The 18,966-nt window shown below is 62.0% G+C and carries 15 protein-coding genes; 10 read left to right on the forward strand and 5 right to left on the reverse strand.

Annotation, left to right across the window (positions count from 1 at the left end; genetic code table 11):
* Positions 1-16: 16 nt before the first annotated feature.
* Together RZS28_RS14250 and RZS28_RS14255 are read left to right on the forward strand one after the other, a co-directional pair.
* Positions 17-1,225 carry a patatin-like phospholipase family protein gene (locus RZS28_RS14250; RefSeq protein ID WP_407338398.1) on the forward strand — a complete coding sequence of 403 codons (1,209 nt, stop codon included), beginning with the start codon at positions 17-19 and terminating at the stop codon, positions 1,223-1,225.
* A 19-nt stretch (positions 1,226-1,244) separates the two neighbouring features.
* Positions 1,245-1,982: an acetoacetate decarboxylase gene (locus RZS28_RS14255; RefSeq protein WP_407338399.1), complete on the forward strand. Its 738-nt coding sequence runs from the start codon at positions 1,245-1,247 to the stop codon at positions 1,980-1,982.
* A 76-nt stretch (positions 1,983-2,058) separates the two neighbouring features.
* Here RZS28_RS14255 and RZS28_RS14260 read toward each other — a convergent pair whose 3' ends face one another.
* On the reverse strand, positions 2,059-2,343 hold the full coding sequence (locus RZS28_RS14260; RefSeq protein ID WP_407338400.1) for a hypothetical protein: 285 nt from the start codon (positions 2,341-2,343) through the stop codon (positions 2,059-2,061).
* Positions 2,344-2,629: 286 nt separating this feature from the next.
* Complete coding sequence (locus RZS28_RS14265; protein ID WP_407338401.1) at positions 2,630-4,270, reverse strand: B12-binding domain-containing radical SAM protein; 1,641 nt, start codon at positions 4,268-4,270, stop codon at positions 2,630-2,632.
* Positions 4,271-4,919: 649 nt separating this feature from the next.
* On the opposite strand from RZS28_RS14265, the gene RZS28_RS14270 reads away from it, so the two are divergent.
* The 3 genes from RZS28_RS14270 to RZS28_RS14280 are packed head-to-tail and all read left to right on the forward strand — an operon-like array spanning position 4,920 to position 9,066.
* Positions 4,920-5,390, forward strand: a complete 471-nt coding sequence (locus RZS28_RS14270; RefSeq protein WP_407338402.1) for a hypothetical protein — start codon at positions 4,920-4,922, stop codon at positions 5,388-5,390.
* Complete coding sequence (locus tag RZS28_RS14275; RefSeq protein ID WP_407341136.1) at positions 5,360-5,944, forward strand: efflux RND transporter periplasmic adaptor subunit; 585 nt, start codon at positions 5,360-5,362, stop codon at positions 5,942-5,944. Before RZS28_RS14270 ends, RZS28_RS14275 begins: the two co-directional genes overlap by 31 nt.
* The gene (locus RZS28_RS14280) at positions 5,944-9,066 is read left to right on the forward strand and encodes an efflux RND transporter permease subunit (RefSeq protein WP_407338403.1); all 3,123 of its coding nucleotides are present in this window, start codon (positions 5,944-5,946) and stop codon (positions 9,064-9,066) included. The genes RZS28_RS14275 and RZS28_RS14280 overlap by 1 nt, the downstream gene beginning before the upstream one ends.
* Positions 9,067-9,195: 129 nt before the next feature.
* Here RZS28_RS14280 and RZS28_RS14285 read toward each other — a convergent pair whose 3' ends face one another.
* On the reverse strand, positions 9,196-10,371 hold the full coding sequence (locus RZS28_RS14285; RefSeq protein ID WP_407338404.1) for a response regulator: 1,176 nt from the start codon (positions 10,369-10,371) through the stop codon (positions 9,196-9,198).
* 64 nt (positions 10,372-10,435) lie between these two features.
* Positions 10,436-12,787, reverse strand: a complete 2,352-nt coding sequence (locus RZS28_RS14290; protein ID WP_407338405.1) for an ATP-binding protein — start codon at positions 12,785-12,787, stop codon at positions 10,436-10,438.
* A 472-nt stretch (positions 12,788-13,259) separates the two neighbouring features.
* On the opposite strand from RZS28_RS14290, the gene RZS28_RS14295 reads away from it, so the two are divergent.
* From RZS28_RS14295 to RZS28_RS14310, 4 genes are all read left to right on the forward strand, one after another.
* Positions 13,260-13,979, forward strand: a complete 720-nt coding sequence (locus tag RZS28_RS14295) for a Pr6Pr family membrane protein (protein ID WP_407338406.1) — start codon at positions 13,260-13,262, stop codon at positions 13,977-13,979.
* Between the two features lie 329 nt (positions 13,980-14,308).
* Positions 14,309-15,166 carry an NAD(P)-dependent methylenetetrahydromethanopterin dehydrogenase gene (locus tag RZS28_RS14300; protein ID WP_407341137.1) on the forward strand — a complete coding sequence of 286 codons (858 nt, stop codon included), beginning with the start codon at positions 14,309-14,311 and terminating at the stop codon, positions 15,164-15,166.
* Between the two features lie 20 nt (positions 15,167-15,186).
* On the forward strand, positions 15,187-15,816 hold the full coding sequence (fchA, locus tag RZS28_RS14305; protein ID WP_407338407.1) for a methenyltetrahydrofolate cyclohydrolase: 630 nt from the start codon (positions 15,187-15,189) through the stop codon (positions 15,814-15,816).
* A gap of 185 nt (positions 15,817-16,001) precedes the next feature.
* Entirely contained in the window at positions 16,002-17,510 is a 1,509-nt protein-coding gene (locus RZS28_RS14310; RefSeq protein ID WP_407338408.1) for a Wzz/FepE/Etk N-terminal domain-containing protein, read from the forward strand.
* A 16-nt stretch (positions 17,511-17,526) separates the two neighbouring features.
* On the opposite strand, the gene RZS28_RS14315 is transcribed toward RZS28_RS14310, so the two are convergent.
* Positions 17,527-17,736 carry a DUF2842 domain-containing protein gene (locus RZS28_RS14315; RefSeq protein WP_407338409.1) on the reverse strand — a complete coding sequence of 70 codons (210 nt, stop codon included), beginning with the start codon at positions 17,734-17,736 and terminating at the stop codon, positions 17,527-17,529.
* A 103-nt stretch (positions 17,737-17,839) separates the two neighbouring features.
* Here RZS28_RS14315 and RZS28_RS14320 point away from each other — a divergent pair, with 103 nt between their 5' ends.
* Complete coding sequence (locus tag RZS28_RS14320; protein WP_407338410.1) at positions 17,840-18,922, forward strand: COX15/CtaA family protein; 1,083 nt, start codon at positions 17,840-17,842, stop codon at positions 18,920-18,922.
* Positions 18,923-18,966 lie beyond the last annotated feature (44 nt).

Genomic DNA, 18,966 nt, shown 5'->3' on the forward strand with positions numbered 1-18,966 from the left:
CGAGGAATTTTCCCTCATGCTCGATTCAAGCGCGACCGTCAAATCCCGCCGAATCGAACAACCTACTCCGTTCGAAAGAATCGTTCTCTTGCTGCAGGGCGGCGGCGCGCTCGGCGCCTATCAGGGCGGCGTCTATCAGGCTCTCGACGAGGCGACGCTCCACCCGGATTGGGTCGCAGGGATCTCGATCGGCGCAATCAATTCCGCTCTGATCGCTGGCAATCCACCGGAAAAACGCGTCGAGAAATTACGGGAATTCTGGGAGCTGGTCAGCTCTCCGCCTATGGGTCCTTTGGGCGGCCCCTATGCTCCGTCGGTTGCAATCCCTGACGACTCCGTTCATCGCCTGGTCAATCAAACGCGGGCGTTCTTCATCGCGCTTCTTGGCGCGCCGCATTTTTTCAAGCCTCGGCTGCCGCCGCCGATCCTGTTTCGCCCCGACGGACCCGAAAGCCTCAGCTATTACGACGTCGGGCCGTTGAAGGAGACGCTCGAACGCCTCGTCGATTTCGACCGGATCAACGCCGGCCCCATGCGCTTCAGCGTTGGCGCCGTGCATGTGCGGAGCGGCAATTTCGTCTATTTCGATTCGACGACTCATCGAATCGGTTCGGAGCATATCATGGGCAGCGGAGCGCTGCCGCCGGGTTTCCCCCCCACCGAGATCGACGGCGAATATTTTTGGGATGGCGGCCTCGTCTCCAACACGCCGCTGCAATGGGTGCTCGATTCGAGGCCGCGGCGCGACACGCTCGCGTTCCAAGTTGATCTTTGGCAGGCGTCCGGCGAAGTGCCGCTCACTTTCAACGACGCCAGCGTGCGAGAGAAGGAAATCCGATATTCCAGCCGCACAAGAGCAGCGACCGACCAGTACCGGAATATGCAGAAGCTCCGAATAGCCGTAGCGGAGCTACTCAAGGAGCTTCCCGAAGAGCATCGCGATCGTCCCGAGGTGAAGCTTCTCGAGGCGGAATCCGACGACAAGGTCTGCAATATCATTCAGCTGATCTATCACAGCAAAATCTATGAAGGCCTCTCGAAGGATTTCGAGTTCTCCCGCCGCACCATGGAAGAGCACTGGCGGACAGGCTACAACGACGCTGTTCGGACGCTTAGCCATCCCGAGGTTCTTGAGTGCCCAGGCAGAGCCGAAGGCGTTCGCACCTTCGACGTGGCGAGGCTTACGCAGCAGAGGCACAAATCTGGGCTAGAAGTCGAGCCATGACGCGCAAGGGAGAGCCGCGATGAAGGAAAGTGAAGTCCGCCGCCGGGCGTTCGCGATGCCGCTGACGAGCCCGGCCTATCCGCTCGGGCCTTACCGCTTCGTCAACCGCGAATACCTGATCATCACCTACCGCACCGATCTCGACAAGCTGCGCGAACTCGTCCCCGAGCCGCTGGAGGTCGATGAGCCGCTGGTGAAATTCGAATTCATCCGAATGCCTGATTCGACCGGATTTGGCGACTATACCGAAAGCGGGCAGGTCATTCCCGTGTCCTTCAAGGGGCGCAAGGGCGGCTACAGTCATTGCATGTTTCTCAACGACCATCCGCCCATCGCCGGCGGCCGCGAGCTTTGGGGCTTTCCCAAGAAGCTCGCCGAGCCGACGCTCAGGGCGGAGATCGACACTTTGGTCGGAACGCTCAACTATGGCTTGGAGCGCATCGCCACCGCCACCATGGGATATAAGCACAAGGAAGCCGATCTCGCGGCGGTCAAGGCGTCTCTTCTCGCCCCGAACTATTTGCTCAAGATCATCCCGCATGTGGATGGATCGCCGCGAATTTGCGAGATCGTCGAATATTATTTGACGGATGTGGATCTAAAGGGCGCGTGGACCGGCCCTGCTTCTCTTACGCTGACCTCGCACGCCCTCGCCCCGCTCGCGGAACTCCCGGTTTTGGAGGTCGTGTCGGCCACGCATATTGTCGCCGATCTCACGCTCGGCCTAGGCAAGGTGGCGCACGACTATCTGGCTTGAGGGGGAATCGCATCTCTTCGGCCCCGCGATCGCCGGATTTTGCTGTGGCTGCGCAGGTGTCGCTTTCGGTCCGGCATCAACAATTGCTGCAGATGCCCTTGCGGATAAGAAGATCGTCCCGATCGTGGATCTGTCGATCCTGGCCGGGTTGACTGCTGCTTGGAAGCTGGCTGGGGCGAGGAACCGTCTGGCCGGTAGAGCTCAAATAGGGGGCGTTCGCCAGGCTGCGACCCATCGTCAGAGGGGACGCGAGGTCCGGCGGCGCCGATTCGGGAGACGCCTCCGCTGCATTGGCGTCAATTGTCGCGCCAAGCATCGTCGCACAGGCGACAAGGGCGCCAAACACCAGAATTTTGCTCATGACCCGTCCCCAGCGTTCGCGAACAAAAGTTTCGTCGCCTAGTCAACATCGCAAACGCAGATTGGTTGCGGTCGACAGACGTAAACTCAAGCATGATGCACAAAAAATCCTGCCGACCGCAGGCGCGCGCGCAGTGTGGCGTCGCTACAATTGCAAATTCTTATAATAACACGTATCGGTCGTGTTGTGCTTGGCGAGACAGCAAGAGATAGGCCTCTCAGAGCGCTTCCGGATCATGTCGGCGCTTGATCGAAAGGGAATTACTCATATTCGACGATTTGGGAGGCTATCGCCCGCGCGGCAGCGGAGCCTGAAATTCCAGCGTCAGGGCCTTGGCGGAATAATGCGAGGCGTCGCTTTTGCCGGAGCAAGCGTCGCGCGCGAACATGATCAGATGATGCGCGACAAGGCCGACGCTCAGGATCGGCTCTATCTGGCCGCGCATGAGGCGGGGTAGGACAAAGCTCCAGAAGGCGCGCCGATAGTCGCCGCGAACGCCCACCTTCCAGAGGAGCTTGGAGAGAATCACCAGAGCCTTGTGGATATTACGCGGCGACAGACGTTGCCGGCTGTTCGGCCGCTTGAGCCGGTAGGGCCTTGTTTCCCGCATTTGATGTTCATAGCGGGCGAAAAGCGCTTCCGGCCGATAGGCCTTGTCCATGCAGGTCCGCCACATGGCGAGCACTTCATCATAAGGCAGTTTGAAGCTGACATTCGACTCGCGCTCCGCGTCTTCCTGGCGTAGCCGGTTCTCTTGTTGAAGCCGATCCCACAAGGGCGTGCGCGGCAGGGCTTGCAGCAGGTTGATCGTCGCCATCGGGATTTTCGATTGCTCGAGAAAATCGAGAATCAGCGCGCCCGACTCCCTCGTGTCGGTGTCGAAGCCGAGAATGATCCCGGAGACGACCTCCATTCCATGCCGGTTGATGGCCCGCACCGCCTCAAGGATCGGCAGCGCCACATTATGCGCCTTGTCGATCGCTTTCAGGGCCTCCGGCTCCGGGGTCTCGATCCCGCAGAAAATCGTGTCGAAGGCCGCCTGGCGCATCAGCTCGAGGATTTCCGGCGAGCGGGCTATGTTGAGCGTCGCTTCGCAAGAGAGGCTTACGGCGTAGCCGTTGCGTTTCTGCCAATCGATAAGATGGGGCAGGAGATCGCGCAGAGCGCGCCTGTTTGCGACGAAATTATCGTCGACGAAATAGACCGAGCCATTGACGCCGCAGGCGACGAGCTTGTCGAGCTCGGCGATGATCTGCGCGGCGGTCTTGAGACGCGCGACCCGTCCGTAGAGGCCCGGGATATCGCAGAATTCGCACGTATAGGGGCATCCGCTCGAAAATTGGATGCTGCCGAGAAAATAGCGGTCGATCTTGGCGAGCTCATAGGCCGGCGCCGGAAACTCGGCGAGGTCGCGGCGGTGCTTTGTCGTCAGCACGATTTGCGCCGGCGGGCGGGAGACGTCGCGCGCGAGATGCTCGACGAGCGCATCGGTGGCGTCGCCAAGCTCGCCAATGTGCAGATAATCGAAATCCGGATAGAGCTCGGGGCAGGCCGATACGGAAGGGCCGCCGAGGGCGACGACTTTGCCGGCGGCGTGCGCTCTCGCGCGAATATCCTCCATCTGCCGGCGCTGGATGTGCATCCCGCTGACGAAGACCGCATCGGCCCAGGCGAAATCCCGTGGGCTCGCCGGGTCCATGTTTTCGTCGATGAACCTGACCTCCCAGGCTTTTGGCAGAACCGCTGCGATGACGAGGAGGCCTTGCGGCGGCATGAAAGCGCGAACGCCGCCGGTCAGCGGATAGGCGTGCTCGAAGGTGCCAAACGAGGGAACATAGCGCGGAAAGACGCAGAGGATTCGTCTCGTCGCGCGCCCAGCCGGCGCATGGGTTTCGCGATGGGCCTCAGCCGGCGTGACGAGAGACATGATGTGCGCCCCGAGCCAAAGAGGGTGGACCCTATTGTATCCGATCCGCTCGCGCTAAGCGCGGCCTACCGGCCGCCGCTGTCTCGTCGACCGGCGCACGAGCTACGAGGCCCTTTTGCGCGAGCCGCAGGCCTTTCGACGACGCCTCGCCTCAAGCGTCGGCCTAGTTTCAATCTCTAGCCTTGCGCGTTCAGAATCGCGAAACGCAGCGTATAGGCTTGCCGCAATAAGTAAAGCAGTCAACGGCTAGGTTCAGCCTGCGTTTATTTTGATCGTCGCCGATCGCGTCGTCAAAGCAATGTTTGGAGATAAATCCGCTGAAAGCAGGGCGGCCCGGCCGCGCCGGGGGCGCTGGTCGAATGGATCCCTGTACGACAGGGCGACGCCAAGCATTCGCGGGGCTTCGCTGCGTCACGGCCTCTGTTTCGCTGCGAGTTCGTCGACGTCGGGGCGAGCAACATGCGCTCGTCGGCGCAAATTCTTTGCGACGCCGAGCTTCGAAGTGAGTTCAAGGGCTTTCGGGCTGTGCGGGATCTTCCTTGAGCAATGGACAAAATTCGGTAATTTGGCCGCAATCTCAACAAGGTCTTTGTCAGACCGAACCGATTGCAATTCGACTTTACGGGTCGCCATCCATGAAATCCATAATATGAAATGCGCGACCGCATTGGTTTCGCTTGAGCTTGGAAGACTTGCCGCGGCGAGCGCCTTGATCTGGCTCTTTGGCGTCGTTTGCTTGGGCGGCATTTGTTCGCAGGCCGCCGAGCCGCCGAAGAGCGTCAACCTGGGCGGAAGCCAGACAACCCGCGACGGCGCGGGGACGCCGGTCATCGTGATTGAGGCTGCGCCGGCCTGTTTTTCGGCCGCGGTCCGCGTGACGGGTTTTTTGACGCCCCGCGCCGACGCGATCGTCAGCCTCACGCCCGATGGTTTCGAGATCGCCGAGATATTCGCCGGGGAGGGCGATCTCGTGCGCGAAGGGCAACAGCTTGCGCGCCTTGCGCGCATCGGCGGCGCGATGCCGGAGCCGGCCGTTCGGCCCAAGCCGCGGGCGCTGCGGCCGCCGCCGCGCTTCCTGCCTCCATCATCCTGCGCGCGCCGGCCTCCGGCCTGGTGGTGAAATCAACAGCGCGGATCGGCGCCGCTGCTTCGCCGCGCGGCGAAGCTTTGTTTCGTCTCGCGATCGACGGGCTGATCGAGGTCGACGCGGAAGTGTCGAGCATCTATCTCGCCGCAATCAAGGAAGACCAGACGGTGAGCATCGAGACCGACTCGGGGCATGAAACGACCGGTCGCGTGCGCAAGGTCGGAGCCGAAATCGATCCGGTCACGCAAATGGGACATGTCCGGGTTGCGATCGCGCGGGACGCCGTGTTGCGCCCCGGACGTTTCGTCCGCGCGACGATCGACGCGAGGCAGAGCTGCGGCATATCTGTGCCGCGTTCGGCCGTGCTCTATAAAACCGACGGAACCAGCGTCCAGGTCGTGCGCGGCGATCAGGTCGAGACGCTCCGGGTCAGGGTTGGCCTGACGTCCGACCATGACGCTGAGATCCAGGAGGGCCTGCGCAGCGGGGATCTCGTCGTGGCCCATGCCGGCACCTCGCTCAGGGATGGAGACCAGGTCTCTCCCGTCCTGGCCGAGGGCGCGGGTCAACCGGCGAGGCGCCGCTGATGGCGATCAATGTATCAGCCTGGTCGATCAGACATCCGCTCCCGGCGATCGTGTTCGCCTTGGTGATCCTCGCGCTCGGGGCCGCGAGCTTTAGGAAGCTGCCGATCACGCTATTGCCGAATGTGGATCAGCCGATCGTCACGGTTGTCATCACCCAATTCGGCGCGGCCCCCGCCGAGCTCGAAACCCAGGTGACGAAACCGGTCGAGGACGCTGTGTCGGGCGTCGAGGGTGTGCGCCATATCATGTCGCAGGTCACCGATGGGGTATCGGCGACGACGATCACGCTTGCGCTCGACGCCAATACCGACCGGGCGTTGAACGACGTCAAGGACGCCATCACCCGGATCAGGGGCGTTCTGCCGCGCAGCATCAACGAGCCGTTGATCCGCCAGGTTGGCGTCGTGGGATCGAGCATCGTCACCTACGCCGCGATCGCGCCGGGCAAGACGCCGGAGCAATTGTCAAATTTCGTTGACGAAGTGGTCAAGCGCAACCTGCAGGAAATTCGCGGCGTCGGCAATGTGGAGCGCGTCGGCGGCGTCGATCGAGAAATTCTCGTTTCATTGAACCCGGCGCGGCTCGAGGCCTTTGGCCTGACCGCCGCCGACGTCAGCCGGCGATTGCGCGGCAATAATCTCGATTTGACCGGCGGCCGCGCGGAGCTCGGCGGCGAGGATCAGTCAATCCGCACGATAGCCGGCGCCCGCACCCTCGACGAGCTCGCCGGAACCATGTTCGCCTTGCCGCATGGCGGCGAAGTGCGGCTCGACGACCTCGGCGTCGTGACCGATACGATCGCGGAGCCGCGGACATTCGCCAGGCTCGATGGGGAGCCGATCGTCGCCTTCAGCATCCAGCGCTCGAAAGGCGCGAGCGACGTTGCGGTCGCCGACGAAGTTCAAAAGCGCATCGACGAACTCACCGAGGCCCATCCCGACGTCGCGCTCAAGCTGATCGACACCTCCGTCGCCTACACAAAGGGCAATTACCATGCGGCCATGAGCACGTTGTTCGAAGGCGCGGCCCTGGCGGTGATTGTCGTTTTCGTGTTCTTGCGCGATCTTCGCGCGACGGTGATCGCTGCGGTGGCGTTGCCTTTGTCGATCATCCCCGCCTTCTTCGTGATGGATGCGCTCGGCTTTTCCTTGAACCTCGTGAGCCTTTTGGCGATCACGCTCGCGACCGGCATTCTCGTCGACGACGCCATCGTCGAGATCGAGAATATCGTGCGCCATATACGGACGGGCAAATCCGCCTATCAGGCCGCCATTGACGCAGCCGACGAGATCGGTCTCGCGGTGATCGCCATCAGCTTGACGATCGTCGCGGTTTTCGCGCCCGTCAGCTTCATGAACAATATCGCCGGACAATATTTCAAGCAGTTCGGCTTGACCGTCTCGGCCGAAGTCCTGTTCTCCCTACTCGCCGCGCGCCTCATCACGCCCATGCTCGCCGCCTATTTCCTCAAGGCGCATGGACATGAGGAGGAGGCGGAGGGGCCGGCGACCCAGCGCTACGGACGCCTCGTCAAATGGTCGGTCGAGCATCGTTATTGGACGGTGGCGATCGGCGTCGTCCTCTTCGTCCTTTCGATTCTCAGCACGAAGCTTCTCGGGACCGATTTCCAGCCGACGCAGGACGCCGGACGCTCGCATCTGGCGATCGAGCTGCCTTCCGGCGCGGAACTCGCTGAAACTCAGAACGTGACCGACGCGATCGCCCGGCGCCTGCGCAAGCATCCCGAGATCACCCATGTCTTTATCGATGGCGGCCATATTCCGCCGAGCACGACCGATGTGCGCAAGGCCGAGCTGATCCTGAACTATGTGCCGCGGTCCGAGCGCAAGGCGAGCGTGCAAGAGCTCCAGGCCGAGATCGGCAAGGAGCTCGCCGACGTTCCCGACATACGCAGCTGGTTCGTCGATGATTATGGCCAGCGGCCGGTGTCCTATGTCGTGACCGGCCCCGATTCGGCTGCGGTGGCGAATTTCGCCTCCGAGCTTGCAAGTCAAATGAAGCGCATTCCCCTGCTCGCCAATGTCGTGGCGTCAACATCGCTGGAGCGGCCGGAGCTGATCGTCAAGCCGTACCGCGATCTCGCTGCGCGCCTCGGGGTCTCGACCGAGGGGCTTTCGGAGACGCTGCGGATCGCGACGATTGGTGACGTCGGGCCGGCGCTCGCCAAATTTGACGCCGGCAATCGGCTGGTTCCAATTCGCGCTCAGCTCGACGCCAAGGCCCGCACTGATCGTCAGGTCCTCGAGAATATTAGAGTGCCGACGGGCCTCGGCGCCTCCGTCCCGCTGCGCACGATCGCCGAGATCGAGCTCGGCCAGGGCGAAGCGAGCATCAATCGCTTCGATCGAGAGCGTCAGGCGACGATCCAAGCCGATCTCGCGGGCGGCGCCACATTGAGCGAGGCCGAGGCCGCGATCTATGATCTGCCCCTGATGAAACATCCGCCGAAAGGGATCAAGGTCGGCAAATCCGGCGACGCCGAGGCCATGGCCGAACTGTTCGACGGCTTCGCCGAAGCGATGCGCAGCGGGCTCTTGATGGTCTATGCCGTGCTCGTCATACTCTTCGCAAGCTTCCTGCAGCCGGTCACGATCCTGTTTTCCCTGCCGCTCTCGATCGGCGGCGCCATTCTGGGCCTGCTGTTGACCGGGCGGCCGATGAGCATGCCGGTCATCATCGGCATCCTCATGCTGATGGGAATCGTGACCAAGAATGCGATCATGCTGGTCGATTTCTCGATCGAAGCCATGGCGAGCGGCATGGAGCGGACTCTCGCCATTGTCGAGGCCGGCAAGAAACGCGCCCGCCCCATTGTCATGACGACGGTCGCCATGGTGGCCGGCATGTTGCCGAGCGCCTTCGCGATCGGCGCTGGCGGCGAGTTCCGTTCGCCGATGGCGATCGCCGTCATCGGCGGTCTGATCGTCTCCACATTGCTGTCGCTGCTCTTTGTTCCCGCCTTCTTCGCCATGATGGACGACATAGGGCTCGGGATTGGGCGGTTGTGGCGCTATTTTGTGATTGCGAGGGTGGGCGCGCCTGAAACGCCGGCGGAAAACTCTGCCGGCGCGGCGAGGCCGACGGGCCGGCCCGCGGAATAGGCGCTTACACACTTCGAATCTGAGCGAAAAGGAATCGCTCAAATTCAAAGAGTTGGAGCATGTTCTGATCGAAAAAGTCGATCAACATTTTCGGAACATGCTCCAGCCGCCTCGCCATGCGACGTGTTTTTACACTGCATAAGGAAGGGGATGGGCGGCCGGCTTTAATATTTCGTAGGCGTCAACTCGCCGCCGGAAGCCTTTGAAGCTAATCGGATGCAGCGGCCGCGCTTCGAACAAGCCTTGCGCCGCCAAGCGCTCCACCGCATTGAAGACCTTCGCCTCGATGAGAATCTGTCCGGACCTAGCCTCATCGCAGAGGCGGGAGGCGAGATTGGCGACGCTGCCGACGGCGGAATAATCGAACCGCCGCTCGAAGCCTATTCGGCCGAGCGTCGCGCAGCCTTGCGCTATGCCTATTCCAAAACCCAGTTCGTGCCCGCGCTTGCGCCAGACCTTGGCGAGCTCGAACACGCTCTCTCGCATGTCAAGCGCCATCCGAACTGCGCGTTCGGCATGGTCGGGGCAGGGCAGCGGATCATTGAACAAGGCCAGGAGCCCGTCTCCGGCGAAGCGCTCGAGCGTCCCTTCATATTGGTCGATGTGACGGCCCAAGGCTTGATGATACTCGTTCAGCACTTTCATAACTTCTTCGGGCTGGGCGATATCGGTGAAGGCGGTGAAGCCGCGAAGGTCGCAGAAAAGCACGGTGACTTCGCGCCGATGGCTTTCGAGGAGGTGTTCGGCGCCGCCGCTCGCGGCTATGAGATCGGCGATTTGCGGCGAAAGGAAACGCTTGAGACGGCTGATCCTTTCAATCTCGGCGACCTGCTGGGCGACGCGCGCTTCGAGCGTCGCGTTCCAGGCCGCGAGCGCCTTCGTCTGCTCGGCCAGCTTTGCGGCTTGGTCCTGGACGATGTCGTGTAGCGCCTTGATCCGGAGCATTGAGCGCACCCGCGCGACAAGAGCCGCCTGGTCGAAAGGCTTGGTCAGATAATCGTCGCCGCCGGCATCGAGGCCGGCGACAATATCCGTCCGGTCGGCTTTGGCTGTGAGCAGAATCACCGGAATGAAGCCGAGGCTCTCGTCGCGCTTCAGCTCTTTCAGGACCGAAACGCCGTCGAGCTTAGGCATCATGATGTCGAGGAGGATGAGATCGGGCTTCAGCGCGCGCGCCTTGGCGAGCCCCTCCTCGCCGTTGGCGGCGGTGACGATCTCGTAGCCATGCGCTGCGAGGCGCATGTGGGCGATTTCCAGATTTTCCTTAACATCGTCGACGGCGAGAATGAGGGGCGGAGTTCGCAAGCGACTTAAACCTTTGCTTCAAGCTAAATATTCGCGAGTCTGCGCGAGGCGAGAATGCGCCTGATCATGCCGCAGCCTTTTGCTGATCGACGCGGATTGGAAGGACAATCGAAAAAGTCGATCCCACGCCGAGCGTCGAGGCGACCTTGATCGCGCCGCCATGCATTTCAATGAAGCGTTTGCTGATCGAGAGGCCTAGCCCGGCGCCGTCTTGCCGCCTTGTGCTTGTGTTGTCGCCCTGTTGAAACGCCTCGAAGATGCGGGCCTGATCTTCGGGCGCGACGCCCGGACCAGTGTCTTCGACGACAAGCTCGAAATTCTCCGCTGTCGCATGCGCCCGGATGGTCACGCCGCCGGCGTCGGTGAACTTGATCGCATTGCTGACGATATTCAGCAGCACCTGCGTCAAGCGCCTTTCATCGCCGCGCCCGCGCGGAAGCGACTCGGCGATGTCCTGTGTGATCGAGAGGCCTTTCGCATGCGCGAGCGAATAGGCCGTGCCGACGACCTGCTCGATGACATTGCGCATCGAATATTCGTCGAGCGCGAGCGAAAGCTCGCCAGCTTCAAGCTTGGAAAGATCGAGCACGTCGTTGATGAGGCCGAGAAGATGCGAGCCATTGCTCCGCACGCGTTCGAGCACGTGCTTCGCGCGCTCAGGAAGTTCCCCGTAAAGACCATCTTCCAAAAGCTCGGCGTAGCCCAGAATGGCGTTGAGCGGAGTGCGCAATTCATGGCTCATATTGGCGAAGAAACGCGATTGGTGCTCATTGGCGATGGCGAGTTGCCTGCCGTTTTCCTCAGCCTGCCGGAACAGCTGCGCATTACGCATGGCGAGGACGGATTGATGCGCGAAGGTTTGCATGAGGCTGATCTTGTTCGCCGCGAAGCGCCCGGGGGCGCGCCTCTCGACGAGGAGCGCGCCAAGAACGCCGTCCGACCCGATCAAAGGGACGACTAGCGCGGAGCGGAAACCGGCGGCGAGCGTCGCGGCTTTCAAGGGAAAGCCGTCGGCCTCCGCAATCTCGGGGATTTGCACGGCCCCGCCATGCTGCGCCGCCTCGCCGAGCAGGCCGTCGAGACGAGTCAGGTTGACCTCGCGCAGCGCGTTGACGAAAGATGGATCGAGCCCATGCGCTTCCGCCAGGCGGAAAGCTTTGCGCTCGCGATCGAAACTATAGATTGCGCCGCCATCGGCCTCCGTAAGCTCGACCGCTCTCGTCAAGATCGTTGCGAGGACTTCCTCGAGTTCAAGCGAAGAGGCCAAGGCGCGGCCGATTTCCTCCAACGCCCTTAATTCGCGCACCAATTGCGCGAGATCGCGGGTCCGATCCTCGACCTTTTGCTCGAGCCGCGCGTAGAATTCCCGTAATTGCCGGGCCATGTGATTGAATTCATTGGCGAGGATCTCGATCTCGTCTCCGGTGTGGACCTGGATTTCCTGATTGAAGTCGCCGGCGGCGAGGCGCGAGGCGCCGATCTGCAGCGCCTTGATCGGCACGGCCATGCGGCGCGCGAGCAGCATGCCGGCGCCGACGCAGAGAGCAAGCCCGAGCGTGAAGAGCCAGCTTAGGCGAATGAGGAGGTCGTAGACCGGCCGATAGGCCTCGGAGAGCGGCTGCTCGACGAACAGCAGCCAATTCATTCGCGGGCTCGTCGCCGTCGCGGTAAGCACGGACTGCTGGTCGAGGGTCTCGCCGATATCGACCCGGGCGTTCGATTTCTTGAGCGCCGCCACTTGCGGCAGTCCCGACAAGTCGAGATTACGCGGCGCAAGACTGGCGTCGGTATGCGCGATAAGCTTTCCATCCGCCGCGGTGATATAGGCCGAGACGCCAGCGCCCGCCGGAACGCCATTGAGGATATCGGACAGAAACTTGAGTTCTATGTCGGCGACCGTAACCCCGGCATTCTCGCCCGCATGCGCCATCGACATCAGCATGTGCGGACCGGTTGGCGAAGACGTGAGGGGGCCAAACCAAGCGACGTCATGCTGCGCGTTGCGGAAGGCTTCGGTTAGGCTCCAATCATCGCCGCCACCAACCGTGACGCTGGCGCGGGAGACGCGAAGCAACTCTCTTCCAGAGCCGTCGAGTTGCATGATCTCGGCGATGGCCGGATTATGTTCGAGGATGAAGCCGTAATCTTCGCGGCGCTGATCGAGGGTCACGGCGCTTGCCCGCGTCGCCCAGCTGATCTCCCGCTCGAGCTCCACGATGAACTGCTCGACTCGATGCGCGGCCGCCTCGGCCTTATCGCTTTGGCCGCGCAGAAGCATGTTCTTGGTGTTGCGATATGTGATCCACATATCGATCGCGCTGCTTATCATCAGCACGAACACCACCAGCCCGACGAAGGAGGCGACATATTTGCTGAATAGGCTTCGCCGTCGAAACGGATTTATGCGAAACGCCAACTGGACCGGCTCCGTTTCGCCGCGCGGATGGCGCGGACAGATTGTAATTGGGTCATGCTCTCCACTAAGGATGCAGCGGATATTGCGCCGCGATGCAAAGCGAATGAGTCGGAGAGACGGATAAACGTTAGAGCAGATCCGGTTGAGACGAAAGCGCGAAGAGATTCGCCGATCATGCCGCGTTGCTGCTTCATTGTTTGTGATTTTTGGCACATGGCAGGCGGGAAAGTCCCGCGCGTGCGACGCATGCGCCAAGGCAAGGCGTAGCGTTCACGCTCGCCTCCGGGGCGCATCAGCCGGCGGCTTGAGCATTCAACAGCAGCGCAATTTCTTCGATGGCGCGCCCCGGGCGGCCAAGGCCCAGCCTCGGCGCGCCTCGATCCGCAAGATCACGAAATGCCCATGGCATTTTGACGCCGGAGATCCATTTTCCTTGGAAACTCTTGACCGCATTGAGCGGAGGATTGCTCCCATGCCTGGCGTTTCCGAAATCACAAATCCCGTCAAAATGCCGCGTCCGCTGCACCTGAAGCGCGTCAGCGCTGCGGCCATAGCCTGTTTGGCCTGGTCGGCCTTGGCGGTTCAAGTCTATTTCGACATCGATGACGCCCTCGCCAAGAACCAGTCGGTTGCGAACGGCCTGATCCAGTTTTTCAGCTTCTTCACGATTCAAACCAATATGCTGATCGCCCTCCTTCTCACGATTTCATTCGCGCGGCCGCAAACCGAACAATTCCTGACGCGACCGAGCGTCAATTCTGCGCTCGCCAGCTACATCATCATTGTCGGCGTGGTCTATGCGGTCATGCTGCGCCATCTCTGGGATCCGCATGGGATGCAGCTCGTTGCCGACAGGGTGCTGCATGACGCCATTCCATTCCTCTATCCGCTCTACTGGTTGGTGTTCCTGCCGAAAGGGACCTTGCGTTGGACCGATCCGGTCATGTGGTTGATCTATCCGATTGTCTATTTCGCCTATAGTCTGCTGCGCGGCGCGGCTTTCGGCATTTACCCTTATCCTTTCATCGACGTTACGCGGCTTGGCTATACCGGGGTTTCGATCAACGCCATTCTGTTCCTGGGGGCGTTTTTTGGACTCGGCGTGACTTTCGCCGCGATCGATTGGGCTTTGGCCGGGCGCGTAACGCAGCCGGCGGCCGGCTTGGCAGAACGGCCGAACTCTGACAAATAGTCTTCCGGATCAACCCGGCAGCTGCAGGAAGGAGCGCGCATGGCCCTCGCAAAGACCGACCCTACGACGCAACTCGATGAAAAAGGCGTCTTGCGTTCGTCGGCCGGTTGAGCTCCTTTGACCGACGGCAAGCGACCTCTTTCGGGGGCCGTCCGCCGACTTGCGGTCATTCTTGTCTAGACCGGTAAATGATCTGGGCCGGCCGCCGCGACGCTCCAGGCAATATGGGGCGCGTCAGAGCCGCCGAATTTCTGGCGCTGCATGACGCGGCAGATATTGCCGGTCTCCCTTCCATCCGGGAAATCCTGATTCAACCCAATGAGACCGTCATGACGAAAAAGCTTTTGTTCCTATTGGACACCGATCCGGCGCCGAGCGTCTTCGATACGGTCGTCGGCTATGACGGCGGGGCCGATCACGTCATCGGCTATGGCGGCGTGACACCGGAAAACGTCGGCGCGCTCGTCGACGGAGCGATCTACACGCGCGGGCCCAAGGAAAAGCAATATACCGCGATCTTTATCGGCGGCGGCGACATGACCGCGGGCGAAGCTGTGTTCAAGGCGGTCAAGAAGCGCTTCTTTTCGAATTTCCGCGTATCCGTGATGCTGGACAGCAATGGCTCCAACACCACGGCCGCCGCCGGCGTGGCGCTGCTCGCTAAGGCTAAACCGCTCGCGGGCAAGAAAGCCGTCGTCCTCGCCGGCACGGGCCCGGTCGGCATGCGCGCCGCGGCGATGCTGCACATCGAGGGCCGAAGTCGCAATCACCGCGCGGTCAAGGCGCGTGCTGACGCCGCGAGCAAGGCCATCAACGAGCGCTTCGGCTTTGCGCCGACCCCGATCGAAGCCGCCGACAATGCGGCCCGCGCCGCCGCGGTCAAGGGCGCGCAGATCGTGTTCGCCGCCGGCGCCATAGGCGTCACGATGCTCGAGGAAAAGGACTGGAAGGATGACCCGACGATCGAGCTGATCGCCGACTGCAACGCGCAGCCGCCGCTCGGGGTCGCCGGCGTCGAGGCGACCGACAAGGCGAAAGAGCGCCACGGTAAGATCGTGATTGGCGCGCTGGGGCTAGGCGGCCTGAAGCTGAAGCTGCATCGCGCCTGCGTCGGACAATTGTTCGAAAGCTCCGAGCAGGTGCTCGACGCCGAGGAGATCTACGCCCAAGCCAAAGTCCTGGCGTGAATTTAGGGACCGCAACAAGCATGACGAAGAATAGCTCCATCGCGACCTTTCTCGACGATCTCGCCAGTGAACGTCCGACCCCCGGCGGCGGCGGCGCCGCGGCTGTGTCCGGCGCCGTCGGCGCGGCGCTTGTCTCCATGGTGGCCAATCTCACCATCGGCAAGAAGAACTACGAAGCGGTCTGGGAAGACCTCAAGGCCGTGAACGCCGAGGCGGAGGCGTTGCGCGCGAAGCTGACCGCCGCGATCGAAGAGGACGTCGTCGCGTTCAATTCCGTGATGGGCGCCTATGGGTTGCCGCGCGCGACCGATGAGGAGAAGGCCAAGCGCACCGCGGCTATTCAAGCCGCCTTGAAGGAGGCGACTCTCGCGCCCTTGCGCGCCGTCAAAGCCTGTTTCGAGGTCATCCGCTTGGCCGCCGCGGCGGCGGAAAAAGGCAACCTCAATGTCATCAGCGACGCCGGGGTCGCCGTGCTTGCGGCTAACGCGGGGCTGCGCAGCGCGGCGTTGAACGTGTTCATCAACGCCAAGGCGATCAAGGATCGCGATTTCGCCGAGAAGCAGATCGCCGAAGTCAACGCCTTGCTCGTGGAAGCGGCGGAGACGACGGAATCCGTTTATCAGACAGTCAGAACCAAGATCGGCTCATAAATTTGCGGCCTTATGGCCAAGCGCGCCAGCAACAGAATCACAGATTAAAGCAGACGTCAGCTTCGCTGCGCTAAGGCCGGCCGATCGAGGTCTTTACCGACAATTAATGCTGCGCCGCTCCGGCCGTTAACTTCGCCGAAACCTTAACGTCGTCTCATGAAGGCGTTAAGATTCGGGAGCAGGCGATGGACTGGCGGGACTGGGACGAGCCGCGCGCGGAGCGCTCCCGGGACTTTGATCTTCCGGTGATTCGCGACGCCGTCATGGCCTGGAAATGGTGCCTGATCGGCGCGCCCTTGGCCGCCTTGATCCTGATCGGCGTTTTTCTCTTGCTGGCGACGCCGAGATATAGCGCCGAGGCTCAGGTTCTGATCGGCCCGAAGTCGAACCCGGGATTCTTTGACGATGCGGCCGACGAGTTCGCCGCCGTCAAGGGCCAGGCCCAGCTTGTCGCCTCGCGCGATCTCGCCCGCCGGGCGATCAAGGAGCTCGGGATTGAAACGAGGCCGGAATTCGATCCTTTGGCGGGGGGCCTCGGCCCCGCCTCTCAAACGCTCATCCTCCTGGGGCTCATGCGCGATCCGGCTCGGATGAGTCCTGAAGAGCGCATTTTGAAGTCCTATGAAGACCGGCTGAGCGTGAAAGCGCCGAACCAAACCAGGTTGGTCACGATCTCCTTCCAGTCTGAGGATAGCGATCTCGCCGCAAGAGCCGCCAATCGCATTGCGGATCTATTTCTTGAGATGCGCGCGAATGCAGCGCCGGCGGGGCCTGGCGATCCGGACGCGCGCATTATTTCGCGCGCGATCGCGCCGGGGCAGCCGGCTTTTCCCAATCATGCCTTGCTCCTCATATTCGGCGCTTCGGCGAGCTTTTTTACGGCGCTCGCCACATTTGTCTCGAGCGCCTTCCTGCGCGCCCTCCCGGCCGGCCGCGGTAAAACTCTTGTCGAGGAGCCGGTGGAGCAGCCGCTCGCGCTGGGACAGGCGCCGGTGTTCGCCCGCCTCAAGGAAACCGCGAGCGTAGTCGGACCGCCGCGAAAAAATGAGCTGACGAGCCAGGCGGCTGATAATGCGCAGGCATTGGCGGAGATCGCCGAGCGGATCGCTTCGGGGCGGCGCGCCTCGAGGGGCGCTCGCATTGTCTTCACGAGCCTCGCCTCCGCCGACGCCGCGCCGCAGATGATGCTGACGCTCGGGCGCCTTCTTGGGCGCGAGGGGCGTTCGATTATCGTTCCCCTCGAAAAGACGAATGGCGCGGACATCTGGAGGTGTCACGCCGACGTCCCGGCGTTGGAAGCGGCGCCGTCCTCGGGCGAACCCCGGCTTGCCGACCTGCTTGCGGGCAGGGCCTCTTTCGCAGAAGTCATTCGCCGCGATCCGGCCTCGCGGCTGCATTTTGTCGCGGCGGGCTTGGACGAAACGATCGATTTTCGCGAATTTTCCAGCGTCCTCGAGGCTCTCGCGCGAACCTATGATTTCATCCTTATGACCGCGCCGCCGTTCGACGAGGACGACCTGGCCAAAACGCTCGCCCCGGACGCCGATTTCGTCGTGCTCTCGGCGCCGCCGCAGCCGCATGAGAGCGCCGCCTTCGAAGCGAAGGCCGATTTGATCGCCTGCGGCGCTCGGGAAGTCCTGGTCATCGGCGCGCCCGCAGGTCTTCGCCCGAGCTCCAGCCAGGACGCGGCTTGAACTGCTGACCCCGCGATCAGGCGTCGGGCTTCTCCATCCATTTGATCAATGGCATCATCGGAAGGATCCACGCCAAGCCGAGCGCCGCATAGATGAGCGCTTGAACCAGCCCGGGCGCGTCCTGCACCGGGCGCGCCTGCGCCAGAGCCATCGCCAAAAGCGCGTAGAAAAGCACGAATCCGATTGTGACGTTCACGCCGATGAATTTGCGGGTCCGACGGCGCATCTCTTCTCCAAAATTGTGCTTTGACAGGCTGGGCATGGACTTCGCCCCGCTCAGGGCTTTATGTCCGCGCGCAGATGTTCGTCAATGTTTCAAAGGACCCAGCATGAGCGGGCTCTCCGATCCGACCGCCAAGGGCGCGGCTCTATCCGTTCCCTTGCGCAACACGTATCGCGCCGTGGCGATCTGGCTCTGGAGCCTCGCCGCGCTCGTGTTTTTGATGGTTGTCGTCGGCGGCGCGACGAGGCTCACCGAGTCGGGCCTATCCATTACCGAATGGAAGCCTTTGAGCGGCGTGATTCCGCCGCTGAACGAAGCGGCCTGGCTGGCTGAGTTCGAGAATTACAAGAAGATTCCGCAATACGCTCAGGTCTTTCCGGACATAGACCTCAGCGGCTTCAAATTCATCTTTTTCTGGGAATGGAGCCACAGGCTTCTGGGCCGCCTGATCGGCGTCGCCACTGTGCTGCCGCTGGTCTTTTTCTGGGCGAAGGGGCTGCTGCCGCCCGGATTTAAGCCGAAGCTTCTCGGCGTGCTGGCGCTCGGCGCGCTACAGGGCTTTGTCGGTTGGTGGATGGTGAAATCCGGCCTCGTCGACCGGATCGAGGTTGCGCAAGAACGGCTCGCCATTCATCTCCTGCTCGCCTCGGCGACTTTTGCCGCGCTGGTCTGGCTCGCCGCTTCGCTGAAAGCGCGTAAGGCCGAAATCTCGGAGCGGATCTTGCCCGGCCTGCGATGGTTCGCGAACGCCTTTGTTCTGCTGACCTTGCTGCAAATCGGCTTGGGCGCGCTCGTCGCGGGCCTGCGGGCGGGGCGGGCCTTCAACACTTGGCCGCTTATCGATGGAAGTTTTATCCCGCCTCTTGATAGACTCGCGCTTTTAGAGCCGCTCTGGCGCAATTTCCTCGACAATATGCTGCTGGCGCAGTTTCAGCACAGAATGGTCGCCTATGCGCTCCTGGCCCTCGCCCTTTTGCAAGCCCTTTACACTTGGCGGCTTGCTGGGCGCAGCCGGGCCTTGCGGCGCGCCTTCGCGCTGACCGGCCTTGTCGCGACGCAAGTTGTGATCGGAATCGTTACCCTGGTCCTCATAGTGCCGCTCTGGGCCGGGCTTCTCCATCAGGCCTTCGCGATGATCGTTTTGGGGATGGCGGTTGCTCACGCCCAGGCGCTCTCTCAAGGGCGCTAGCTTCCGCATTCAGCTTGCAGCTTGCTCACGCTTCGAGCGCCTGA

It is taken from the genome of Methylocapsa polymorpha (assembly GCF_045689225.1).
In the GTDB taxonomy this organism is placed as follows: domain Bacteria; phylum Pseudomonadota; class Alphaproteobacteria; order Rhizobiales; family Beijerinckiaceae; genus Methylocapsa; species Methylocapsa polymorpha.